The organism is Pseudomonas sp. B16120 (genome assembly GCF_044218845.1).
Taxonomy (GTDB): domain Bacteria; phylum Pseudomonadota; class Gammaproteobacteria; order Pseudomonadales; family Pseudomonadaceae; genus Aquipseudomonas; species Aquipseudomonas paracarnis.
The window spans coordinates 1,933,917-1,949,716 of record NZ_CP162588.1; the positions used below are offsets into that span (position 1 = coordinate 1,933,917).

Consider the following 15,800-nt stretch of genomic DNA (forward strand, 5'->3'; position numbering starts at 1 on the left):
AGCGACATTGTGGTGGGCCGATTGCCTGCCACCTTGGCGCTGTTGCACGCCTTGCCAGCGCATAAAGCGCTCTGTTTCTGACCCCCAGCACTGCGTAATTCGCACAGGCGCTGGCCAGTTTTCTTTCCGGAGAGCGGATGATCCGACCCTCGGCGTTGCTTATGTTGTGCCTGGCGTTATTGCTGCCCATGACGGCGGTCGCACGTCTGGATGGGCCGCTGCAAGTGGCCAAGCCCGGCAAGGTCCGCGACCTGGCGCAAATTCGCTCCAGCCGCACCCTGCGTGTCTTGGTCAACCAGAGCCGCAACAGTTCCGGTGAAGTGCAGGGCCAGGCCATCGGTGTCGAATACCATCGGTTGCGCGCCTTCGAGCAGTACCTCAACGGCCATGCCCGTGATGGGCAGGCCATCAACCTCAAGATCATCCCCAAGGCCAAGGACCAGTTACTCGGTGCGCTGGCCCGTGGTGAAGGTGACCTGGTGGCGCCCGGTGAGTTGCTGGACGTGAAAGGCGTGCACAAGGTCAGCGCCAGCGCCCCGATTGTCAGCGATGTGCCGTTGTGGCTGGTGGGCGTCAAGGGTGAACGACGGTATACCAAACTGGAGCAACTGTCGGGTCGCACGGTGACGCTGACCACCGGTAGTGCGGCGGTGGACGCTATCAGTCAGGTCAATCAAAAGCTGGCCCTGCACAAGCGCCCACCAGTGAAAGTGGAATGGGTTGACCCGAGCCTAGCGGTGGAAGATGTCCTGGAGATGGTGCAGGCGGGGATTTTTCACCTGACGATCGTGGAAAAACCGATTGCTCAACGCTGGTCGAAAATCCTGCCCAAGTTGCGCTTTGACAAGCAGGTCGTCATCAGCGAGCCAGGCGACGAGTTCTGGTTTGTGCGTCAGGACGCGTCGATGCTGCGTGCCAGCATCGATCGGTTTCTCAAGACCTATCACACGCCTTCCGACCAGGATGTGGCCTTCCAGCGTATCTATCGACGCCTCTACCAGGTCCGTAACCCATTGGCGCGGGCTGACCGCCAGCGCCTGGAAAAACTGCGCCCGGTTTTGCAAAAACATGCGCGTGAGCAAGGTATGGACTGGCTGAATCTGGCGGCGTTGGCGTTCAAGGAGTCTTCCCTGGACCCAGGCGCACGCAATAGTGGAGGCCCTACCGGCCTGATGCAGATCACGCCGTCGGCGGCGCAGCGGGTGGGGGTCAACAATATCGAGTCGCTCGACAGTAATGTGCAGGCGGGGGCGCGTTACCTGGCGATGATCCGGCGCAAGTTTTTCTCCAGCCCCAAGCTCAATGAGCGCGAGCGCATGGCCTTTATGCTGGCGGCGTACAACATGGGGCCGGAGCGGGTGCAAGGTATGCGCACCGAGGCCAAGCGCCGTGGGCTTAACCCCAATCAGTGGTTCTTCCAGGTTGAACGCATTGCCATGGAGCAGGTAGGGATGGGCGGCGTCAGCTATGTTAATAGCGTCAACAAGTATTATTTGGCGTTCGATCGGGAGCGCGAGTCTCTGGAGCCGCCTGCGGCTAAAGTTGCATCGCGTGAATAATCGATTTTTTAGATGTAAATTAGGCAATATTTCGGCTTTTACCATTGCTTAAACTGATTAATATAGCGGCCAACCAACCCCTACCTGGAAAAGGATTTACCCCCATGAGCCCAATGATTACCCGTGTACTGTCCACTCGCGCCGGTTATGGCCTGACTATTCTGCGTATCTTCGTCGGCATCATCTTCGCTGCCCACGGTTCGCAAAAGCTCTTCGGCTGGTTTGGCGGTGGTGGCCTGGCGGGCACCGCACAATGGATGGAAAGCATCGGCCTGGCGCCGGGCACGCTGATGGCGCTGCTGTCGGGCGGTACCGAGTTCTTCGCCGGCCTGGCCCTGATCATCGGTTTGCTGGTTCGCCCTGCTGCATTGGGCCTGACCTTCCTGACACTGGTGGCGATTTTCTCTGTACACATCCACAACGGGCTGTTCATGGCCAACAACGGTTATGAGTTCGCACTGGCGTTGCTCGGCGGCGCGTTGGCGGTGTTGTTGGAAGGTGCGGGCAAATTGTCTGTCGACCGCGCGATCACTCACTGATCGTTTAGCAAGCTGCACAAAAAGGCCCGCTGATGCGGGCCTTTTCGTTGCCCGGGATTCTTGACACTGCCCCACAGGCTTCTCTAGGATGCTGCTCATGCGCCGATTTAAACAGCTAATTGCGGGGCGCCACTGGGTCTCAATGCAGCCCGACAGAAGTACGCTTGCTCACGCAGGGCGTTCCTCGAAATACCGCTAAAGCGCTGGTTCGGTGTTGCCTCTCACCTGCCCGCAGACTTTTGAGGCAGAGACACGACACGATGAATGCACTACGCCCCCTCATACGCCTGGCCCCGATCACCGCGGACCTGACTCAACGCAATCCGAAAATCCTCCTGGGCGGTAAGCACCAGCCGACACTGCTGCGTTATCTGGACGGCTGGCCACGCCGTTCCGGTCGGCCTTCGGCGTTCCTGATCCAGTTTGTGGAAGACGGCGATTCCCTGGCCCGTTTTGCCAGCGACAGTTTCGACCTTGCAGTGATTCAGGCACCGAGTGCCAGCAACGCCCATGAGGTGATCCACCAACTGACGCGCATTGCCCGGCAAGGGCTGATTGCCCGTCGCTGAGCGACTAGTGAAAGGTTGCCAGTGCGAGGAGTCGACGCTTGCGCTGGTACAGGAACAGTAACCCGGCAATCAGGCACAGCAGTAGCGGTAGAGGCACGACCATCAGCCCTTTGAGCTGTCGCTCGAAACGCTGCACCGGGGCATAGGCCTGCGCCTTGAGTGTATGCAACTCGATGGGCAACTGCAGGCGCTCCTTGTTGAGTACCTGCAACTGCGTATTGGTATCCACCGCCTGGGTGATAAGCCGCGTGTGCGCTGGGTTCAACTCGCGCCATGCTTGCTCTGTCTGCTCAAGTCGTCGCTGGAGCTCAAGCGAATTTTTCCGATAAGCCTGTGCGGCTTCGTCGCGCATGTGTTCCAGCCTGTGCAACGGTTGGCGCATGACACGGGATCGAATGCGCTGGAGTGCTTCGGGCGCCGCCAGGTTATCCAATGTGTTCAATACAAACTGCGCGTTGCCGTTGCGTGCATGGCTGACTGTGTCCGCGAGCAAGTCGGTGTCGGCCACGACCACCATCTGGATCAGTTCTGCTTTTTGCAGCCCGGGCGGCTGGCCCTTGAGGCCGTCGGGAAACGCTGAGTAAGCGGGCCCCTCAACGCGCGCAGCGATCACATGGCGCTGCCCTGAAGTCGCCGTTTCATCGATAAGTGAGTCAAATGTCGTCGCCGAGCCAAAGCGTTTCGCGTCCAGCAGGGCCGATTGCCGTGAGCTCAACAGAAGCGGGGTCAACAGTGAACGGCTCTTGGGGGCCAGGGAAAGCGCGCCGCTGCTTGAGACCATCACGGCGTCCAGCCCCCAGGCGCTGACATCCGTTGGAGTCATCGCCTGTGATGGAAGGTGTAGCCTGGCCGGGTGCAGTACCCGGGGCATTCCCGGGCCGGGCGTGGCTGATGAGGCATAGAGATTATCCACCAACAGCTTATCCGCGGGCATTTGGATGCCCCACGCGTTCAGCAGCCCCTCCATTCTGGCGTTCGCTGGCACGGCGTCAGCGCCCATCTCGCTCACGGGGTCGAGGAACATCATCAACTGGGTGCCTTTCAATACCGATTGCTCAATGGCATATAGGGCTCGTTCAGGTAAAGCGTGCGGCTGTACGACTATCAATGTCGCGATGGATGACGGAACCTGGGCGATGTTCGCAGCCAGTTCCACCACGTTGAATTGCTCGCGGATCAACCCCAGCAACTCGCTGGCCGATTTGTCTAACGCCAGTCCCGACAGCAGGCCGATAGTGGCACGCTCAGGCTGCCCCAACTTATAGATCAGGTGGCTGATCTCATATTCGAGTAATGACTCGTGCTCAGGCCGGAACGCTTCGATGCGTTGGGCGCCCTGGCCAGTACGGGTGCCGATAAGGCCAAGGAATCCTTGTGTGTCATCAAGCCCAAACAAGCGGGCTTTGTAGGCATCTTCAGAAAAGGGAGCGGGGTTAATGATATGTAAGTTGATCAGGCCGTTTGCCGCTTTTTCGAACGCCTTGAGCACGTCTTCCACGCGCCGACCATAACGTTCTAATGCCTGGCTTTTTTGCGGCGCATTGAGGGTATTGAAGTAATACAGATCCAGTGGGCTTTCAAGTGACAGTAGCAGTTGCTGCGCCGCGGGCGATAAGGTGTGGATTTTTTCTTCGGAAAAGTCCCAGCGAACAGTGGGCAGTTTGGGTGCCCAGACTAGATTGAATGCCAGAAACAGCAGTGATATGACGAGAAGTGTCATACCCGCACGAAAAGCGGATCCCATCAGTGGTCTTCCTTTTCTCAGCTGTTTTTATAATTGAGTGTGAGGGTGGTCGCAAACAGAAAAGCAACGATCATGCTGATAAAGTACAGGCTGTCCTGCAGTGTGAGCTTGCCGTTATCCATCGCGCTGAAGCGGGCAACGGGATCCAGGGACATCAAACTGTCGATAATCCATATCGGTGCTTGTTGTTCAAGTGCATCCAGTACTGACGAAAGCCCACTGGCGGTCAGCAACAAGCCGAGCGTGAAAAAGAAAATCAGCAGGCGTTGGTTCGCAAGTACACAGATGAAACAACCTACCGAAAGATAACTTCCCGCCAGTAACCAACTGGCCAGGAATTGTGAGGCGATAACGCTATTGTCAGGTGTGCCCAGATAATTCACGGCAATCACCAGCGGGAAATTAAGCATCAGCGCAATGCCACAGACAGTCCATGCCGCGATGAATTTTCCGATCACCCGTTCCATCGAGGTGACAGGCAAGGCATTCAGGGTGTTGTAAAAGCTGGCGTTGGATTCATCCGACCACAACTGCGTCGATAAAAGGGGGACCAGCAGGAGATAAAGCCAGGGGTGCAGTTCGAAAAAAGCCTGCAAATCACTGCTGTTTCGCTCCATCCATTGGTTGGAATGCAGTCCCAGCGCTGCGCACAGTGCGAGAAAAACCGCCACGCTCAGGTAAGCGCTGGGGGCGCAGGCATAGCTGACGAGTTGTCGTTTGAAAATGACAGGTAGCAGTCTCAAGGTGTTACCTCTTGGCTCAGATGGTGAACGACATCGTTCAGGCGACCCGGCTCCAGATTCATTGAGGTGATGTTCCAGCCGCGATGGGTGATAAGCGCGTTGATCGAGGGAAAGATGGAATGCCCGGGCATGGCCAGTACCGTAACCTTGCCGGGCGCATGCCGGTCTTCTTCGATGCCTGCGACGCCGGGCAATACGGCCAACGCGAGCAAATCCAGCGGGGCGTCTGCCGCGAGGGTGACGGCCTGGAAGTGCCGGGAGCTGCGCTGTAAGTCGGACAGCGAGGCATCGCCCACCAGGCGACCACCGGCGATAACCAAGGCACGGGTGCAGATGTCCGCCAGATCCTGGTAATGGCGGGAGGCGATGATGATGGTCATTTCCTCGCTCAGGGACTGGATGAGTGCCCGGAACTTGAGGCGTTGATCAGGGCAGAGCCCTTCTGTGGGTTCGTCCAGCAGCAGCAGGCTTGGGGAATGCAGGAGCGCCTGGGCCATTGCCACTCTGCGCTTCAAACCAAGGGAAAGGACGTTGATGGGGCAGTCGAGCACGGGCAGCAGTTCCAGTCGTGCGGCTACCTGCGCCACCTGGCTGCGTTTTTCCATCCCGCTCAAGCCGCGAATGGCGGCAATGAAATTGAGCATGTTTTTGACGGGCATCGTGTGATGGTCGAGGCCGTTTTGGAGCTGATAGCCAATGACCTTTTTGGCTTGAATTGAGTGGGTATGGGTATTGAAGCCTTGAATACTGATGTGCCCGGCCGTCGGCTTGATCGTCCCGGCGATCAGGCTCAACAGTGTTGTTTTTCCCGCCCCACTCTCTCCCAGCAAGCCCACACACTCCTGGCGCTGGGCACAGAAGGACAAGTTGCTGATTACGCGTGTTTTGCCCAGCTGTTTTGTCAGGTTGCTTATCTCGATCATGGTTTTACCGAATAAGTTTTTCAGGGCGTGTGAGAGAGGCCGGCTGTATGGAAAAGTGCTTTAAAAAGGGTACGTTCAATATGAAGGCTTGGGAACGCGAAGTGTGATTAATAAGAAGAATCCTACGTTCGGCCCGATAATCCGCTGAAACAATTGTTTTGTTTTGAATACTTATTAATGTCCAGATGTTTATCTGATGTTTATATAAAGTTTTCTCCTTTGTAACGAGGCCAGATTGCCATGATGCTTCTACGTACTCTTGTTCTTGAGCGCAACGATGAAGGGACGCCCGTTAACGGCGCCTTGTTGTGCGGGTTTGCTGTGACGCAAACGGCGTCCAACTTTCTGGTGTATAGCCTGGATGAGGAGGCAGAACCCGGCCACTCCAGGGTCTATATCGCGGCACTGCGTAAAAAGATTGACCGGTATTTCCTGGGAGGCGTTGACTCCAAAGAGGACCTGCAATTAGCCATGCAAGTCTTCAAACAGATCCTGACGATGGCAGCGGCAGCCGGCTCGAAGACAACGCCGATTGCCGAACCCCAGGTGCCCTTTCATTTCGTTGATTTGAAAGGCTGCCGGTTGCCGCCTGCCAGGCCAGAGGATCATCACTCGGTGATCATCAAGAAAGCTTTGGTCATGAAGGTCATCACCTTGGGCATGTCGGCCCCGGCGTTGCCTGCGATCGAAAGCAGCGCAGTGATCGTGCCGTCCATTCGCTTCTCGTCGCAAATGGTTGCGCCGCCGCGAAATCCGCGCTCAGCCACGACTGCGCCGCAACCTATGGATGAAGGCACCCTTGAAGAACCGGCGCGGTCGCTGGTCGCGATACCGCAGGAGCAGGTTGAGCCCAGTGCGTCGTCTGTTCCTGTTGAACAAGATGACAGTCACTTTGAGTCAGACAACCTACGGTTGGCGCCACCCGAGCCTGAGCCTGAGCCTGAGCCTGAGCCCGAACCCTTGGACCCGCCTGCCCAGTTGGACCATACCTCTTTGCTCGAAATGGACAGCGCGCTGAGCAATCTGGCCAAAGTCGCCCAGGAACTGACGCAAAAAAAATGCGCGGTCCTAGAGAAGGAGCAAATGCTTGAACAGTGGCAGGCGCGATTGCAACAGCAGCAGAGCCAGTTGGAAGAAAAAGGCCGTGAACTTGAGCAGCGCCATACCTATTTGCAGGAGCAGGGACTGGAGGTCAGCCAGAAGGCCGAAAAGCTGGCGATGATGATGTTGCAGTTGTCGGGTATGCGCCAGCGTATGCAAGGCACGTTGCTTGAATTGGACCAAGTGCTGGAGGGGCATGGGTGAGGTAATGGGGCGCCGGCCTGGATACTTTCCAGGGTTCATTTATCATCAGTCCCAGCCGGCCGCTGCCTGGGCATGATGCCCTGGCATAACGGCACCATTGGACATTGCCTGGGGATGCAAGCGTTTGAGTACCAAGCTGATTACCAAAGAAGGTCATGAAGCGCTGAAAAAAGAGCTGGATTACCTGTGGCGAGAGAAACGCCCGGATACCACACGCAAAGTGACCTGGGCCGCCTCCCTGGGAGATCGCAGTGAAAATGCGGATTACCAGTACAACAAGAAGCTGTTGCGGGAGATCGACCGACGGGTGCGTTACCTGCGCAAACGCCTGGAAGACATGCGGGTGGTGGAGTACATGCCCGAGCAGGAAGGAAAGGTATTTTTCGGTGCATGGGTCGAAATCGAAAACGAACAGGGCGAGACCAAGCGTTTTCGCATCGTCGGTTATGACGAGATCTACGATCGCATGGATTACATCTCCATCGACTCACCCATGGCACGGGCCCTGCTGCGCAAGGAGGTGGACGACGAGGCAATCGTACAGACCCCCGGCGGAGAGGTGTGCTGGTGGATCACCAAGATCGAATATGTGAGGACCGCCTGATGGCACGTACCCTTGGCTGGGGGCGTGCCATCCAGGTCTCAGCCTTCGCGCAATACGGTCAGCGGGCTGGCATTCAGTGCACGGCGTGTGCCGAATACCCCGGCAGCGCCAATCAGCACGGCACCGATCACGGGCAGCAGTAACAACCACGGGTGGGGATGCCACGCCAGGTCAAAGGCATAGCGGTACAGCACCCAGGTCACCAGTTCGGTGCCCAGTGCCGCCAGCAAGCCACTGACCGCCCCCAACAGACCGAATTCGATGCGTCGGGCCTTGACCAGCAACTTGCGCTCGGCGCCCAAGGCTCGCAGCAATGCACCTTGGCGGATTCGTTCATCCAGGGTGGCCTGCAGGCCAGAGAACAACACTGCCATGCCCGCCGCGAGTACAAACAACAGCACGTATTCGACCGCCAACGTCACTTGGGCGAGGATGCTGCGCAACTGCTCCAGCAGGGCCTCGACCTGCAGGATAGTGACCGCCGGGAAGGCCCGTGACAGGTCGACGATCTGTTGGTCATGGCCGGGAGCCAGATAGAAGCTGGTGAGGTAGGTCGCGGGCAGATCCTTCAAGGTGCCCGGTTGGAAAATCATGAAGAAGTTGGGCTGGAAGTTATCCCAGTTGATGGTGCGCAGGCTGGTGACCCGTGCTTCACGGTTTTCCCCACCGATGGTGAACAATAAATGGTCGTTGAGCTTGAGCTTCAAGCTCTCGGCCACCTTGGCTTCCACCGACACGCCAGGAACCCCGTCAGTGGGTTGCGCCGACCACCACGTACCTGCCGTCAGGACGTTACCCGCTGGCAAGTCGGCTGCCCAGGTCAGGCTCAGATCGCGTTGAGTGGCCCGGTCGCCACTGGAGTCCTTGCTGACAATCTCCTGCACGGGTTCGCCATTGATGCTGATCAAGCGCCCCGGCACCACCGGGTAGAGCGGCGCCGCTTGTGCCTGGACGTCCAGCAGACGGGCGCCAAAGGCGTCCTTGTCGGCCGGCAGGATATTCAGGGCGAAGTAGTTGGGCGCATCCTTGGGCAACTGGTTTTGCCAGGTGTCGAGCAATTCGCCTCGCAACAGCGCGATCAACCCCATGGACAACAGGATCAAGCCAAAGGCCAGGGATTGGCCTGCCGCCGCCAACGGGTGACGCAACAATTGGCCCAGGCCCAGGCGCCACGGCAGGGAGGCACGAGCCAGTAACCGCCGCAGGCTCTGTAGCAACAACAGCAGCAAGCCACCCAGGAGCAGCGCAGCGACTACACCGCCGCCGAGTAACGCGAAGGTCAATACCAGGTCCAGGCTCAGGCGCCACATGATCAGGCCCAAGGCAAACAGTGCCGCGCCGTAGACCATCCAAGTGCTTGAAGGAATAGGCAGCAAATCGCGGCGCAATACCCGCAGCGGCGGTACCCGGCCCAGTGCGGCCAGCGGCGGCAGGGCGAAGCCGGCGAGGGCGACCAGCCCGGTGCCAATCCCCGCGACGGCCGGTAGCAGCCCGCCTGGCGGTACGTCGGCGGGTAGCAGGTCGTGCAGGAAGTAGAACAGGCCAAATTGCGCCAGCCAGCCGAGCAGGGCGCCGGCCAGGCTCGCCAGCAAGCCCAGTACGCTCAGTTGCAGGCTGAACAGCAGCATGGCTTCACGGCGCGACAAGCCCAGGCAGCGCAACAACGCGCTGGCATCGAAACGTCGACTGGCGAAGCGGTTGGCTGACAGCGCCACGGCCACGCCAGCCAGCAGCACAGCCACTAGGCTGGCCATGTTCAGGTAACGTTCGGCCTTGCCCAGTGCGCCGCCGATTTGCTGGTTGCCATCGCGGGAGTCCTGCAGGCGCTGGTTGGCAGCCAGGCCCGGTTTGACCAGGTCGCGATAAGTTTGCAGCGCTGTGCTGCCTTGTGGCGCACGCCATAGTTCGCGGTAGCTGACACGGCTGCCTGGCTGGACGACACCGGTGGCGTCCAGGTCCGCCAGGTTGATCATGACCCTGGGCGTGAGGCTGTAAAAGTTGCCGGCGCGGTCGGGCTCATAGTTCAGGATGCGCGCCAGGCGCAGGGTCTTCATGCCGACATCGATGCTGTCGCCGACTTTCAGGTCCAGCGCCGTCAGCAACCGTGCTTCTACCCAGGCTTCACCAGGTTTGGGGCCACCGCCCGGGATTTGCGTACCGAAGGGCTCGGTGCTGCTTTTAAGCTCGCCGCGCAAGGGGTACTGCTCGTTGACCGCCTTGATGCTGGAGAGCTGGATGCCGTTATCGGTGGCGATAACGCTGGAGAACTCCACGATGCGAGCGTGATCCAGGCCCAATTCGGTCCCAGATTTGATTTGCTCGGCACGGGCCGGCGAGCTGCCTTCGAGCACCAGGTCGGCGCCGAGGAATTCGGTGGCGCGCAGCAGCATGGCGCCGTTGAGGCGCGCACCAAAGTAGCCGATAGCGGTGCTGGCGGCCACGGCCACCAGCAGGGCAAAGAACAGCACGCGCAATTCGCCGGCGCGGGCATCGCGCAGTAACTGACGCATGGCAAGACTGAACAGGCGCAACAGCGGCAAACGTGCCATCAAGGCTCCAGGGGCGCGACCATCAGGCCGGCTTCAAGGCGGATCAGGCGCCGGCAACGGTGGGCCAGGCGCTCGTCGTGGGTGACCAGTACCAGGGTCGTACCGCTCTCTTTATTCAACTCGAACAACAGGTCGCTGATGCGCTCGCCAGTATGGCTGTCGAGGTTGCCGGTGGGCTCGTCGGCAAACAGCACGTCCGGTTCGGCGGCAAACGCGCGGGCAATCGCCACGCGTTGTTGTTCGCCACCGGACAGTTGGCGGGGCGAGTGGGTCAGGCGCTGGCCCAGGCCTACGCGCTCCAGCAGGTGTTTGGCTCGCTCGCGGGCGTCCTGGCGACCGTCCAGCTCCAGCGGCAGCATCACGTTTTCCAGAGCATTCAAGCTGTCGAGCAATTGGAAGGATTGGAATACGAAACCCACATGCTCGGCACGGATGCGCGCGCGCTGATCTTCGTCGAGGGTGCTCAGGGCTTGCCCGGCCAGGGTCACTTCGCCGCTGCTGGGCAGGTCGAGGCCGGCCAGCAGGCCCAGTAGTGTGGATTTACCGGAACCGGAGCTGCCGACGATAGCCAGGCTATCGCCCTTGTTCAGTTCCAGGCTCAGTTCGTGCAGGATAGTCAGTTCACCTTCCGCGCTGGGAACCACTTTGCTAAGGTTTCGCGCGGTGAGAATGCTTGCGCCCATGGAGAATCCGATGCGAGTGTGGTTTTTGAGTGCTGGCCTGGCCTTGATGTGCATGGCCCAGAACGCAGCGGCGGGTACAGTCCTGATCGTTGGCGATAGTATCAGTGCCGGTTTCGGCCTGGATACCCGCAAAGGGTGGGTCGCGTTGCTGGAGCAACGGCTCAAGCAGGAGGGTTTTGACGACAAAGTGGTCAATGCTTCCATCAGTGGCGACACCAGTGCAGGAGGCCTCGCGCGGCTGCCCGCGGCGCTTGCAACGCACAAACCGGACGTGGTGGTGATCGAGTTGGGTGGCAACGATGGCTTGCGCGGCCAGCCGCCTGCGCAATTGCAACAAAATCTTGCTTCGATGATTCAGCAGTCCCGGGACAGCGGCGCCAAGGTGCTGCTGTTGGGTATGCAGATTCCGCCCAATTACGGCAAGCGCTATGTCGAAGCTTTTGCCAAGGTATTCGGTGATGTGGCACAGAAAGAAAAGGTGCCGTTTGTGCCGTTTTTCCTCGAGGGCGTGGGTGGCCATCCGGAGTTGATGCAAGCTGACGGGCTGCACCCGGCGGTCGCGGCGCAAGACAAGTTGCTGGAAAATGTCTGGCCGGCGCTAAAACCGCTGCTATGACGCTTTTCTACCGGCAGGCTTTCGGCTAAGGTGGCGCCCCCCTGATTTGGAGCCCTCGATGTCGCGCCCTGCCTGGTCCCTGTTTAACTACCAACTGATCGAGCCGGACGAGCAGCTGGACCTGTTCGCCTGCCAGGAAGTGCGAGTGCATTTGGTGGCGCGTCAATTGGAACTGGGCGGCTCCATCGACCGCACGCTCTGCGGCACTTTATTGCCCGCACAGCCACGCTGGTCATCGGTCAACCGCTCGATTTTTCAAGACCAGCGACTCTGCCCGTTATGCCGGGCGATTCTAGAATCGCAAAAGCGCGGCACGCCGCCGATCTGGCCGGAGCTGCGCTTCGAGCTGTAAAACAGCTTGAAGCTTGGCGCTGCGAAGCCGTATACAATCAATTTTTCCCTACCCGTCGTCTTGCGAAGGATTTTCCGGATGTTGTCGCGCCTTTCCGTCGTCACCTGCTGCCTGTCTCTTGCTGCGCTTTGTGCGGCGGGTTCGGCGGCGGCCTTGCAGTTGCCCTTGCCACCGCCCGGTGAGGACATTGTTGGCCAGGTCCAAGTGATCAAGGCCAAGTACGAAGACACTTTTGCTGACCTTGGCACCACCTACGACCTGGGCTATTCGGAAATGGTCGCGGCCAACCCGGGTGTCGATGCCTGGTTGCCGGGTGCGGGCACTGAGATTGTGCTGCCGACACGCTTTATCCTGCCGCCCGGGCCGCGGGAAGGCATTGTGATCAATCTGGCGGAATACCGGCTCTACTACTATCCAAAAGGCCAAAACGTCGTCTATACCTTCCCTCTGGGCATTGGCCGGGAAGGCTGGGGTTCGCCGATCGCCCATACCAGTATCATCGCCAAGACGCCGAACCCGACCTGGACGCCACCGGCCTCGATCAAGGCCGAGCACGCCGCCAACGGTGACCCGCTCCCCAACGTGGTGCCTGCCGGCCCCGACAACCCACTGGGGCCGTTCAAGTTCACCCTGGGCACGCCGGGTTACCTGATTCACGGCTCCAACATGAAGTTTGGTATCGGCACGCGTACCAGCCACGGGTGCTTCCGCATGTTCAATAACAACGTGTTGGAAATGGCAGGCATGGTGCCGGTAGGCACGTCAGTGCGCATCATCAATGACGCGTACAAGTTCGGCAGCAGTGGTGGCAAGGTCTACCTTGAGGCCCACACGCCGTTGAATGATGACGGTACGCCATCGGTGGTCGACAAGCACACCGCGGTCATCAATGCGTTGCTCAAGCGCGAGGACCTGTCCAATAACCTACGCGTCAACTGGGACCAGGTGCGTGATGTGGTCGCCGCCGAGGATGGCTTGCCGACCGAAATTGGTGTGCCAGGCGGCGCACCTGTGGCGTCCAGCACCCCGCTCGATCTTCAATAATAAGCCTGAGCGAACATCCCTGTGGGAGCGGGCTTGCTCGCGAAGACGTCGGCCCGGCAAACATTGATGTTGACTGACCCACCGCTTTCGCGAGCAAGCCCGCTCCCACATGCCAAATCATAGGCAAAAAAAAGCCGACCCATAAATGGATCGGCTTGATAACAACCCCGAAGGATTATTACTTGCGGCTTGCTTTTTCAAGCATGCGCAGAGCGCGCTCGTTAGCTTCGTCAGCAGTCTGTTGTGCTTTTTGAGCAGCAGCCAGAGCTTCATCAGCTTTACGGTAGGCTTCGTCTGCACGGGCCTGGGAGCGAGCTGCTGCGTCTTCAGTTGCAGTCAGACGAGCTTCGGTTTCTTTGGAGACGCTGCTGCAACCGGTAGCCAGAACTGCGGCCAGAGCCAGAGCAGAGAATTTCAGAACGTTGTTCATCGTGTTCCCCTTCAAGGACTTTCAATTTAATGGCTACTTTCTCAGAGTGAGCTAATAGCCGGCGTACATACTACCCATTACTTGTAGTAAGTAAACTGACGTTGCGCAAGAAGCAAAAAAATTTCTTGTGCCGAATCTATTTTGGCTAATCTTTTGGCGGTTTGTATGAAAACTGTCCAATTTTTTGCACCTGGACGCACATTGGATCCAGGCTGAAAGGGCCGGCCCGCATGTGTTAAGCCTTGTAAATAGATGAAATTTTATATAACGAAGCGGGGCACTTTGGTTACGCTTGGCTTTACTGCGGCGGGCATCTTTTGCGCATCTAGAGGTGACTTTAAGAGCGCCAGTTCGTCTCAAGGTTCAACTGCCGGCAATGTTCAGGCTATCGGTCACCGGTTGATCGAGGCCCTTTCTATATCCACCAGCGGCGGGGAATGACGAGTGCGCCTTGAGCAATTTCAGGATTGGTGCCTACTATTCCCTATGTGCTGGTTGTGAGCGCTCACGGTTTTCTCGCTGTCGAAACCGGCACGGGGTGGCGTAGATGTTCCTTCGCCGGAAAAACATCGGTAAGGTAGGGTCGTTAATTCAGACCCGCGAGGAGTAGTGATGAGCGAGGCGTTGTCCATCCACCATGACCAGGCTGGTCATCAGTTCGAGACCAATGTGGACGGTCATCGTGCCTACCTGACCTACATGGACCTCGGGAAGCAGACCCTGGATATCTATCGCACCTTCGTGCCCAACGCACTGCGGGGGCGAGGCATTGCGGCTGCGTTGACCGAGGAAGCCTTGAAGTTTGCCGAAGAGGCTGGCTACACGGTGATCCCGTCGTGCTCTTATGTCGAACGCTATATGGAGCGCCACCAGCGCCATGCCGCGAAGCTGTAACTGACCAGTTGCCAATAAAAAACGCCGGGCTTAGCCCGGCGTTTTTGTGTGCGCGAAACCGGTACGGACTCAGGTGCGCTTGCGCTGGGGCAACACGTCCTTGAGCTTGGCGTGCATGCTGCGCAGGGTAGTTTCGGTGGCGGACCAATCGATACAGGCATCGGTGATCGACACGCCGTACTGCAAGTCGGCCAAGTCTTTTGGAATCGCCTGGCAACCCCAGTTCAAATGGCTCTCGACCATCAAACCGATGATCGACTGGTTACCTTCCAGAATCTGGTTGGCAACGTTCTCCATCACCAATGGCTGCAAGGCCGGGTCTTTGTTGGAGTTGGCGTGGCTGCAGTCGACCATGATGTTTGGCTTGATCTTGGCCTTGTTCAGCGCCTGTTCGCACAGCGCGACGCTGACCGAATCATAGTTGGGCTTGCCATTGCCGCCACGCAGCACCACGTGACCGTAGGCGTTGCCCTTGGTCGTCACGATGGACACGCCGCCTTCCTGGTTGATACCCAGGAAGCGATGAGGGCTGGAGACCGATTGCAGCGCATTGATCGCCACGGTCAGGCCGCCGTCAGTGCCGTTCTTGAAGCCTACGGCCGAAGACAGGCCGGACGCCATTTCGCGGTGGGTCTGGGATTCGGTGGTGCGTGCGCCGATAGCCGACCAGCTGATCAGGTCCTGCAGGTATTGCGGGGAGATCGGGTCGAGGGCTTCGGTGGCGGTGGGCAGGCCCATTTCAGCCAGGTCCAGCAGCAGTTTGCGACCGATGTGCAAGCCATCCTGGATCTTGAAGGAGTCGTCCAGGTACGGGTCGTTGATCAAGCCTTTCCAGCCGACGGTGGTACGCGGTTTCTCGAAATACACGCGCATGACCAGGTACAAGGTGTCGGACACTTCAGCCGCCAGCACTTTGAGGCGCTCGGCATATTCGTGGGCGGCCTTGAGGTCGTGGATAGAGCAGGGCCCGATCACCACGAAGAGACGGTGGTCGGTGCCGTCGAGAATGTCACGGATGACTTCGCGGCCCTTGGTGACGGTCTGCAGGGCAGCGTCGCTCAGGGGGATTTCGCGCTTGAGCTGATCGGGGGTGATCAGGGTCTCGTTGGATTCAACGTTAAGGTCATTGATCGGTAAATCAGCCATCGTGTTACTCGCCAGGGTCACGGGTGCCGGCCGCCAGCTATCCCCGTGCGGCGGGCACAGCATGATTTGAATGCAGGGGGGAGGAACCTTAGCGCGTAAC

At 58.7% G+C, this 15,800-nt stretch carries 16 protein-coding genes; 9 read left to right on the forward strand and 7 right to left on the reverse strand.

Annotated features, from left to right (window positions below; translation table 11 throughout):
* Nucleotides 1-137: 137 nt before the first annotated feature.
* The 3 genes from AB4P90_RS09205 (at nt 138) to AB4P90_RS09215 (ending at nt 2,667) form a co-directional block, all read left to right on the forward strand.
* Nucleotides 138-1,559, forward strand: coding sequence for a transglycosylase SLT domain-containing protein (locus AB4P90_RS09205; protein WP_032904985.1), 1,422 nt, complete (start codon nt 138-140; stop codon nt 1,557-1,559).
* 104 nt (nt 1,560-1,663) lie between these two features.
* The gene (locus AB4P90_RS09210) at nt 1,664-2,098 is read left to right on the forward strand and encodes a DoxX family protein (RefSeq protein WP_003189852.1); all 435 of its coding nucleotides are present in this window, start codon (nt 1,664-1,666) and stop codon (nt 2,096-2,098) included.
* A 260-nt stretch (nt 2,099-2,358) separates the two neighbouring features.
* Nucleotides 2,359-2,667, forward strand: coding sequence for a hypothetical protein (locus tag AB4P90_RS09215; protein ID WP_003189853.1), 309 nt, complete (start codon nt 2,359-2,361; stop codon nt 2,665-2,667).
* Nucleotides 2,668-2,671: 4 nt separating this feature from the next.
* Here AB4P90_RS09215 and AB4P90_RS09220 read toward each other — a convergent pair whose 3' ends face one another.
* The 3 genes from AB4P90_RS09220 to AB4P90_RS09230 are packed head-to-tail and all read right to left on the reverse strand — an operon-like array spanning nt 2,672 to nt 6,077.
* The gene (locus tag AB4P90_RS09220) at nt 2,672-4,411 is read right to left on the reverse strand and encodes a Gldg family protein (protein WP_014717652.1); all 1,740 of its coding nucleotides are present in this window, start codon (nt 4,409-4,411) and stop codon (nt 2,672-2,674) included.
* 17 nt (nt 4,412-4,428) lie between these two features.
* Nucleotides 4,429-5,154: an ABC transporter permease gene (locus AB4P90_RS09225; protein WP_014717653.1), complete on the reverse strand. Its 726-nt coding sequence runs from the start codon at nt 5,152-5,154 to the stop codon at nt 4,429-4,431.
* Nucleotides 5,151-6,077 (reverse strand): ABC transporter ATP-binding protein, encoded by a 927-nt coding sequence (locus AB4P90_RS09230; RefSeq protein ID WP_060767683.1) that lies wholly within the window; start codon nt 6,075-6,077, stop codon nt 5,151-5,153. Before AB4P90_RS09230 ends, AB4P90_RS09225 begins: the two co-directional genes overlap by 4 nt.
* A gap of 240 nt (nt 6,078-6,317) precedes the next feature.
* Between AB4P90_RS09230 and AB4P90_RS09235 the strand changes: the two genes are divergently transcribed.
* The gene (locus AB4P90_RS09235; RefSeq protein ID WP_395605831.1) at nt 6,318-7,382 is read left to right on the forward strand and encodes a hypothetical protein; all 1,065 of its coding nucleotides are present in this window, start codon (nt 6,318-6,320) and stop codon (nt 7,380-7,382) included.
* A gap of 124 nt (nt 7,383-7,506) precedes the next feature.
* Nucleotides 7,507-7,986, forward strand: a complete 480-nt coding sequence (gene greB / locus AB4P90_RS09240) for a transcription elongation factor GreB (RefSeq protein WP_060767700.1) — start codon at nt 7,507-7,509, stop codon at nt 7,984-7,986.
* Nucleotides 7,987-8,024: 38 nt separating this feature from the next.
* Here greB and AB4P90_RS09245 read toward each other — a convergent pair whose 3' ends face one another.
* Together AB4P90_RS09245 and AB4P90_RS09250 are read right to left on the reverse strand one after the other, a co-directional pair.
* Nucleotides 8,025-10,535 carry an ABC transporter permease gene (locus AB4P90_RS09245; RefSeq protein ID WP_038449528.1) on the reverse strand — a complete coding sequence of 837 codons (2,511 nt, stop codon included), beginning with the start codon at nt 10,533-10,535 and terminating at the stop codon, nt 8,025-8,027.
* Nucleotides 10,535-11,218, reverse strand: a complete 684-nt coding sequence (locus AB4P90_RS09250; RefSeq protein WP_003189864.1) for an ABC transporter ATP-binding protein — start codon at nt 11,216-11,218, stop codon at nt 10,535-10,537. The genes AB4P90_RS09245 and AB4P90_RS09250 overlap by 1 nt, the downstream gene beginning before the upstream one ends.
* A 10-nt stretch (nt 11,219-11,228) precedes the next feature.
* Between AB4P90_RS09250 and AB4P90_RS09255 the strand changes: the two genes are divergently transcribed.
* The 3 genes from AB4P90_RS09255 (at nt 11,229) to AB4P90_RS09265 (ending at nt 13,230) form a co-directional block, all read left to right on the forward strand.
* Complete coding sequence (locus tag AB4P90_RS09255; protein WP_014717658.1) at nt 11,229-11,834, forward strand: arylesterase; 606 nt, start codon at nt 11,229-11,231, stop codon at nt 11,832-11,834.
* 58 nt (nt 11,835-11,892) lie between these two features.
* On the forward strand, nt 11,893-12,186 hold the full coding sequence (locus AB4P90_RS09260; RefSeq protein ID WP_003189866.1) for a hypothetical protein: 294 nt from the start codon (nt 11,893-11,895) through the stop codon (nt 12,184-12,186).
* Nucleotides 12,187-12,264: 78 nt separating this feature from the next.
* Nucleotides 12,265-13,230 carry a L,D-transpeptidase family protein gene (locus tag AB4P90_RS09265; RefSeq protein ID WP_019820319.1) on the forward strand — a complete coding sequence of 322 codons (966 nt, stop codon included), beginning with the start codon at nt 12,265-12,267 and terminating at the stop codon, nt 13,228-13,230.
* A gap of 178 nt (nt 13,231-13,408) precedes the next feature.
* On the opposite strand, the gene oprI is transcribed toward AB4P90_RS09265, so the two are convergent.
* Nucleotides 13,409-13,660, reverse strand: coding sequence for an outer membrane lipoprotei OprI (gene oprI / locus AB4P90_RS09270; RefSeq protein WP_003172710.1), 252 nt, complete (start codon nt 13,658-13,660; stop codon nt 13,409-13,411).
* A gap of 612 nt (nt 13,661-14,272) precedes the next feature.
* Between oprI and AB4P90_RS09275 the strand changes: the two genes are divergently transcribed.
* Nucleotides 14,273-14,554: a GNAT family N-acetyltransferase gene (locus AB4P90_RS09275; protein WP_003189869.1), complete on the forward strand. Its 282-nt coding sequence runs from the start codon at nt 14,273-14,275 to the stop codon at nt 14,552-14,554.
* Between the two features lie 69 nt (nt 14,555-14,623).
* On the opposite strand, the gene AB4P90_RS09280 is transcribed toward AB4P90_RS09275, so the two are convergent.
* A complete protein-coding gene (locus AB4P90_RS09280) occupies nt 14,624-15,700 on the reverse strand; it encodes a 3-deoxy-7-phosphoheptulonate synthase (RefSeq protein ID WP_003189871.1) in 1,077 nt (358 codons plus the stop codon).
* Nucleotides 15,701-15,800: the final 100 nt, after the last annotated feature.

Bases quoted from the DNA above. Each gene is read 5' to 3' on its own strand.
- AB4P90_RS09205 (WP_032904985.1), top strand. From the start codon at position 138: ATGATCCGACCCTCGGCGTTGCTTATGTTGTGCCTGGCGTTATTGCTG.
- AB4P90_RS09210 (WP_003189852.1), top strand. From the start codon at position 1,664: ATGAGCCCAATGATTACCCGTGTACTGTCCACTCGCGCCGGTTATGGC.
- AB4P90_RS09275 (WP_003189869.1), top strand. From the start codon at position 14,273: ATGAGCGAGGCGTTGTCCATCCACCATGACCAGGCTGGTCATCAGTTC.
- AB4P90_RS09230 (WP_060767683.1), bottom strand. From the start codon at position 6,077: ATGATCGAGATAAGCAACCTGACAAAACAGCTGGGCAAAACACGCGTA.
- AB4P90_RS09250 (WP_003189864.1), bottom strand. From the start codon at position 11,218: ATGGGCGCAAGCATTCTCACCGCGCGAAACCTTAGCAAAGTGGTTCCC.
- AB4P90_RS09245 (WP_038449528.1), bottom strand. From the start codon at position 10,535: ATGGCACGTTTGCCGCTGTTGCGCCTGTTCAGTCTTGCCATGCGTCAG.
- oprI (WP_003172710.1), bottom strand. From the start codon at position 13,660: ATGAACAACGTTCTGAAATTCTCTGCTCTGGCTCTGGCCGCAGTTCTG.
- AB4P90_RS09215 (WP_003189853.1), top strand. From the start codon at position 2,359: ATGAATGCACTACGCCCCCTCATACGCCTGGCCCCGATCACCGCGGAC.
- AB4P90_RS09255 (WP_014717658.1), top strand. From the start codon at position 11,229: ATGCGAGTGTGGTTTTTGAGTGCTGGCCTGGCCTTGATGTGCATGGCC.
- AB4P90_RS09260 (WP_003189866.1), top strand. From the start codon at position 11,893: ATGTCGCGCCCTGCCTGGTCCCTGTTTAACTACCAACTGATCGAGCCG.
- AB4P90_RS09280 (WP_003189871.1), bottom strand. From the start codon at position 15,700: ATGGCTGATTTACCGATCAATGACCTTAACGTTGAATCCAACGAGACC.
- AB4P90_RS09220 (WP_014717652.1), bottom strand. From the start codon at position 4,411: ATGGGATCCGCTTTTCGTGCGGGTATGACACTTCTCGTCATATCACTG.
- AB4P90_RS09265 (WP_019820319.1), top strand. From the start codon at position 12,265: ATGTTGTCGCGCCTTTCCGTCGTCACCTGCTGCCTGTCTCTTGCTGCG.
- AB4P90_RS09235 (WP_395605831.1), top strand. From the start codon at position 6,318: ATGATGCTTCTACGTACTCTTGTTCTTGAGCGCAACGATGAAGGGACG.